At 37.2% G+C, this 4,961-nt stretch carries 5 protein-coding genes and 1 pseudogene; all 6 read right to left on the bottom strand.

Going from position 1 to position 4,961, the window contains the following annotated elements; genetic code table 11:
• Nucleotides 1-238: 238 nt before the first annotated feature.
• On the bottom strand, nt 239-1,576 hold the full coding sequence (locus DS743_RS00075) for a reverse transcriptase domain-containing protein (protein WP_080730910.1): 1,338 nt from the start codon (nt 1,574-1,576) through the stop codon (nt 239-241).
• Nucleotides 1,577-2,187: 611 nt separating this feature from the next.
• Nucleotides 2,188-2,409, bottom strand: a pseudogene (locus DS743_RS00070) (IS66 family transposase); the annotation flags it as partial.
• Nucleotides 2,366-2,599, bottom strand: coding sequence for an IS66 family transposase (locus DS743_RS00065; RefSeq protein WP_035185070.1), 234 nt, complete (start codon nt 2,597-2,599; stop codon nt 2,366-2,368). The pseudogene DS743_RS00070 and the gene DS743_RS00065, both read right to left, overlap by 44 nt.
• A gap of 204 nt (nt 2,600-2,803) precedes the next feature.
• Nucleotides 2,804-2,953: an IS66 family insertion sequence element accessory protein TnpB gene (gene tnpB / locus DS743_RS00060; RefSeq protein WP_072544296.1), complete on the bottom strand. Its 150-nt coding sequence runs from the start codon at nt 2,951-2,953 to the stop codon at nt 2,804-2,806.
• Nucleotides 2,946-3,128: a hypothetical protein gene (locus DS743_RS00055; protein WP_035185068.1), complete on the bottom strand. Its 183-nt coding sequence runs from the start codon at nt 3,126-3,128 to the stop codon at nt 2,946-2,948. Before DS743_RS00055 ends, tnpB begins: the two co-directional genes overlap by 8 nt.
• Nucleotides 3,129-3,350: 222 nt before the next feature.
• Nucleotides 3,351-4,874, bottom strand: a complete 1,524-nt coding sequence (locus DS743_RS00050; RefSeq protein WP_051977323.1) for a lipopolysaccharide biosynthesis protein — start codon at nt 4,872-4,874, stop codon at nt 3,351-3,353.
• Between the last annotated feature and the right edge of the window lie 87 nt (nt 4,875-4,961).

Here is a 4,961-nt window from a genome sequence, read left to right as displayed (position 1 = left end):
CGCGGCTCTTGTAAAGATTCAAGGCTTCAGAGGCTGTCATCTTTTCGGAGGTCACGATCGCGAAATAGCCGCACATCTGCAGCTCTCGTTCGATGACATCTTTCCGTTCCTCGTAGCCATAGAACTTGTCTTTGTGGTAGGTGAGCTTGAAGTAGTGTGATGTTCTCTTGTTGAGTACTTAAACGATGTCAGATAATGTGGGCTTGATAACGACTTCTCCAACGAGAATCATCCAACACTAGGTTGGTTTATTTTGGTTAAGCGCTTTGCGGATTTTTACCATATTATTTTGTGTATCTACTCCAATTGGTTCTTTTGGAAAAGCGCTACTTACCAGTCTAACATAAGTTAAAAAATTCCCTTTACCGTACTGTCCTCGTTCAGAATACATACGATATAATTTATCTGCGCCTTTAAACCCGCTTTTAAGCGTATATTGACAGGCTATGCCTCTTGCTTTATGCCTCATTCGATAGTAATATTTCGAAATTGTTTTGGAACGTATTCTAACTTCAAATCCATCAAAACAGAGTCCAAGGAAATTTATTTTCTTATGCTCTGTACTTAATTTTGGATTAAAATCGGCTCCTATATTACATAGTTCCTTGTCAGCAATAAAACTAAAAACTTGGGTTTTATCCGGCTGTAATTCCAAAAGTCCCTTACTCCTATAGTCATCAAACAGACTTATTAACTTTTGAAGATCTTTTCTCTGACTAGTTGACATAGGCAGTATTACGACAAAATCATCACTATAACGCAAATACATTCCATTGTGTTTAGCAACAAAATTATTTATTGCTTCATCTATCTCTATCATATAGACATTAGAAAAGCACGCACTTATAGAGGAGCCTTGAGGTATCCCAAAATCATTTTTGTGATGGCAAATATTCTTTTTATGTTTTTTGAATTGCTCTTTTGTCAAAGCCCTTTTTTTAGAATTTAATTGCTTCAGACCCGCTCTAGTATCTTCTAGGCCATTTAATCTTAAGATGTTTTTTAAATCCCACGTATCATACTCTGTGATGCTTTTAAATACTGCATAATAGTCTGCAGGTAACCTATTCACTTGCAATAATTGGCAAAGCTGTTTTTTTAGGTATGCATGATTTAGTTTTCCGAAGAAATCAGTAAAATCACCTATCATCACATAGTATGACTTATTTTCTAGCATAAATTGATGAACTTTCTGACAAGCTGCTATATTTCCCATTCCCAAGTTAGATCGGTATGCAATTGGGACTTGATTTATTCCATGCTTAGTTAAGTATTCTTCGTACTTTTCGTTAACGAGAAAACTGTAATATTGATAAATACATCTATCAATATGGGCAGAATAACATATCTCCCTAGACTTTACATATTTTTCTTTGGTGCTTGACCTAAATTTAGTAAAAATTTGATCATACCTAATAAAGGGATAAAAACCATGGTGAGCTATTTTGTCTGGATTTGTAATATATTTTTTATCACGTTCTAAATTAGTCCGTAAATCAAAGTGCGCATAGCGACGTTTACTTTTGGGAGTAACTTCCCTAAACCATTCATTAATATCCATTTTATCTCTAAACATAGCGATACCCCTTGGCAACGGAGAACAGTATTCCTAACCAAGGGGTACTAACTTAACTTACAGCATTAAACTGCAACTGCTCAATTATGCTATCTTTCTTGATGTTATAATCAAGGGTAAAGGAGTCGATATGATATTCTTCATACTCACATCTTCTGCGATAGCCATGACCTGTAGCAAACTGAACAAGCAGCGCAAGCAAGAAATGGCAACTTATCTCGAGTTATCTAAACTCTTGACAGAAATCCTTATCCGCTACGCCCATTAATCGTAACGCACAACTATGATACACCCACAAAGATATCTATTCAATAAATAAGCTTAATCTATGTACTTATTCAAGCATAAATATACAGTAACCCAACGCATACGGCAAATCCCATCCTAGCAACGCTAAGATGGGATTAATTAGTTTATGGAACTTTACTTGCAATGGAGATGGACAGACATCTTCTGGTAAGAGTAAAATAGGTTTCCAGACGTTGATTCTCTGTCAATGATAGCTTGATTGCTCATATACTTGAATTGATTCAAGAGACTTCGAGTACATCCACAATGCTAACCATGGCTTCATTATCAAAACTGAGCCAACACTCTTACACCCCACAACGGTCGATTCTCTTAACCTGGGCTAGAATGTAGAGCAGCTCTTTTCTGGCACAGAAGCTGCCGATCTCTTTCAGTTCGTGCTGGCAGTTTGTGCAAGTAAGATCATCCAAACGATGATGAACCTCCCCGCCTGGCAGAGAGTCTAAGATATCTTGCTTTCTGTCGACTTGCTTGCGTCTCTTATAGGTAATAGTTTCGGTAATGCGAGGGTAAGCCCTCGTCATCTTGAGAGGCCTTATCTTCCTCAAAAAAGCTCAGCTGATCTGGGTTTACAGACTTCTTTTCGGAAGACTTGCCATAAAGCTTATTAGTCAAATACTCAACTTGTTCAGTAAGGAGGGTGACCTGCTTGAGCAACTCTTCGTTAGTTGCTTTGAACGTTTCGATTAAAGCTAAAATGTCTTTGTCGGTCATAGTTGTTCTCCCTCCTTGATTCATAATCATAAGAATACTAGAAAAGCTCGTGAAATCAATACAATTCACGAGCTCTTGCAATATGAATTTTAGGATCGATGGTAAAGCCCTGCATCAAGCGCATGACTTGCTCATCGGACAACTCTCGAACTTCTGTTCGGCAAGGACAGCTTCCCCTTTTCAAAGTCATTTGAAGTGCTCTCTCTAGCTACCGCAGAAGAGAAAGGCGCATCCAGAGAAGGGATTAAGATTGAAGCTCTTCTTAACTATGTAAGCAAGCGAATCGATTCCCCAGCGTATGTCGGTCTTACCGCAAACAATGAACACTCGACCTAATTCGGCCAGATTAATCATGGCTCAAGAACCTGTCCACAACTTCGATCATGAGCTCGTTAGTGGCATCACTGTAAAATGACAGCTCAACCCCTTTGGACTTCAGATTATGAACAAGCCGGTTCTTTGGAAGCTTATTCCTAGGCCTAATTCTGTCCTTCGGTAACTCGAGCGGTACGATTGGATGTTTAGTCATAATATCGTGTTCCTCCGTATTCAATTGTTAAGAACAGTATATGACTATTGACCGGCGGGTAATAGATACCGCGATATTGAGCGCTTACCTCACGGTGCTTACAACGTAAGAATCAAGACGGGACGAAAAAATATGACCCCGATTGAATATCAGAATCATGTTTTACCAACCTTAACGGCGTAATACTAATTTGTTCCAATTTTTTGGGATACAGCATTTCCATTACTTTCGGAGGATTTTTCTCTTAATAAACGACAAGATTCGTTGAGCTCCCTCGCTCTTTCTATAAATGAACAATGAAGAAACGCATGATATAGCAAAGATTACAATTGCTTCCACACACCAAGTAAGAAAATTTCTAGGCGTAAAAATCTTACTGATAGTAAATCCAATTGCGATTAAGATAAGAACAAAAATCGTATTAACCGCTAAATCCAAATAATATTTGTTTGTTCCCCGATTAAAATATTCTTTAAACAAAATTTTGGGTTCATACCAAATATACGTAGTTGCTCTTGAAAACGCTGAAGCGAAAAGAATTCCTGCTACTCCCCACGCTCTCCCTAAAATAACTGATAGAACTAAATTCTCAATCGCACAGATGACCATAATCCACTTTGTCTTTCGATACAAGCCCGTTGCCTCTCGATAAGACCATAAAGGCTGCATAACACATGAAAAGTAAGTATTAAGTCCGATTGCTAAAGTTGTCCACGTGTCTAGAACATATTTCTGACCTAACCAGATTCCAATAAAACTACTAATTAAGATAGTATAGCAAGGTACTATGATTCCCGAAGTAATAAAACTGACTGACTGTGCTGTATTGAAAACACGATAACGCTTATCGTATCCCTCAGTAATTATAAGATTCCCAATACTTGCCGTAATCGAAGAAAATAGTAAAGTATAGAACTCAATAACTCTTGTTTGAATCATCTGATAGTTTGAATAGTACCCAACAGCCACAGTACCAACTAAAACTGATATTAGCAAGTTATCCGTTGCAGTCAAAAGAACATTCGACACCTTATAGATGAATACAGAAGAGATATTTTTGTAGATATCCTTACGATCTGCTTTGCTAAGCTCTACCTTCTCATTAATATAAGGGTATTCTTTAGACGCAATATGAGATGCATACAAATTATTGAACCAAACAAAGAATGTACCAACAATTAAATAAGCAAGATAACTTTTAAACAGCACAAGTACAACAATTTGTAAAATCGTCTGAATGATACTTGTTACCATTGTGATTTTAACAACAACATAGTTCCGTTGATCAGCGGATAAAATTGTAGTCTTGTGTACGCTAATATATGATGCTACAACATTCGCTAAAGAGAAGAGATAGTACAGATTTATATGGTCAATTGGTTTGCTCAGATTTATTAAGTATGGCAAAAAAGGTATCAACAGTAAACCAACTATTGTCACTACCAAAGCTATAACTGTATACGCACGCTTATAGAAAGTTACAAGTGCCGCTACTTTTTTCTTATCATCATGAGCGAGCGGCTCATAAAAACTATAAGCCATCGCCACACCAAATCCAAGGTCAGCCATTGACAGCAGATTTAATACATCACTAAAGAGGCCATTCAAGCCTAGGTACCCTGAACCTAGGTACTGAATGAACACTGTTCTTGAAATAAAGCTTAAAATTAAACTAAGTATTTTATTGTAAGTGCTAAAGCCTATATTTTTGATTGCGTATTGGGTTCTGCTTTTTCTATTGTTCATTTTCTTTTCTTAAAATGCTAATTTCCCAGGATTTTACAACTCAAGCCATACGGCTGACAGATTTTCTGCCAGCCGTATTTCTTTTAT

This window comes from Lactobacillus leichmannii, from assembly GCF_024701915.1.
Classification (GTDB): domain Bacteria; phylum Bacillota; class Bacilli; order Lactobacillales; family Lactobacillaceae; genus Lactobacillus; species Lactobacillus delbrueckii.
The sequence above is the reverse complement of the archived record's forward strand: the minus strand, read 5'-3'. Positions and strand labels throughout refer to the sequence as shown.

Coding starts and splice junctions, on each gene's coding strand:
- DS743_RS00075 (WP_080730910.1), bottom strand. CDS start 1,576: ATGTTTAGAGATAAAATGGATATTAATGAATGGTTTAGGGAAGTTACT.
- DS743_RS00055 (WP_035185068.1), bottom strand. CDS start 3,128: ATGACTAAACATCCAATCGTACCGCTCGAGTTACCGAAGGACAGAATT.
- DS743_RS00050 (WP_051977323.1), bottom strand. CDS start 4,874: ATGAACAATAGAAAAAGCAGAACCCAATACGCAATCAAAAATATAGGC.
- DS743_RS00065 (WP_035185070.1), bottom strand. CDS start 2,599: ATGACCGACAAAGACATTTTAGCTTTAATCGAAACGTTCAAAGCAACT.
- tnpB (WP_072544296.1), bottom strand. CDS start 2,953: ATGATTAATCTGGCCGAATTAGGTCGAGTGTTCATTGTTTGCGGTAAG.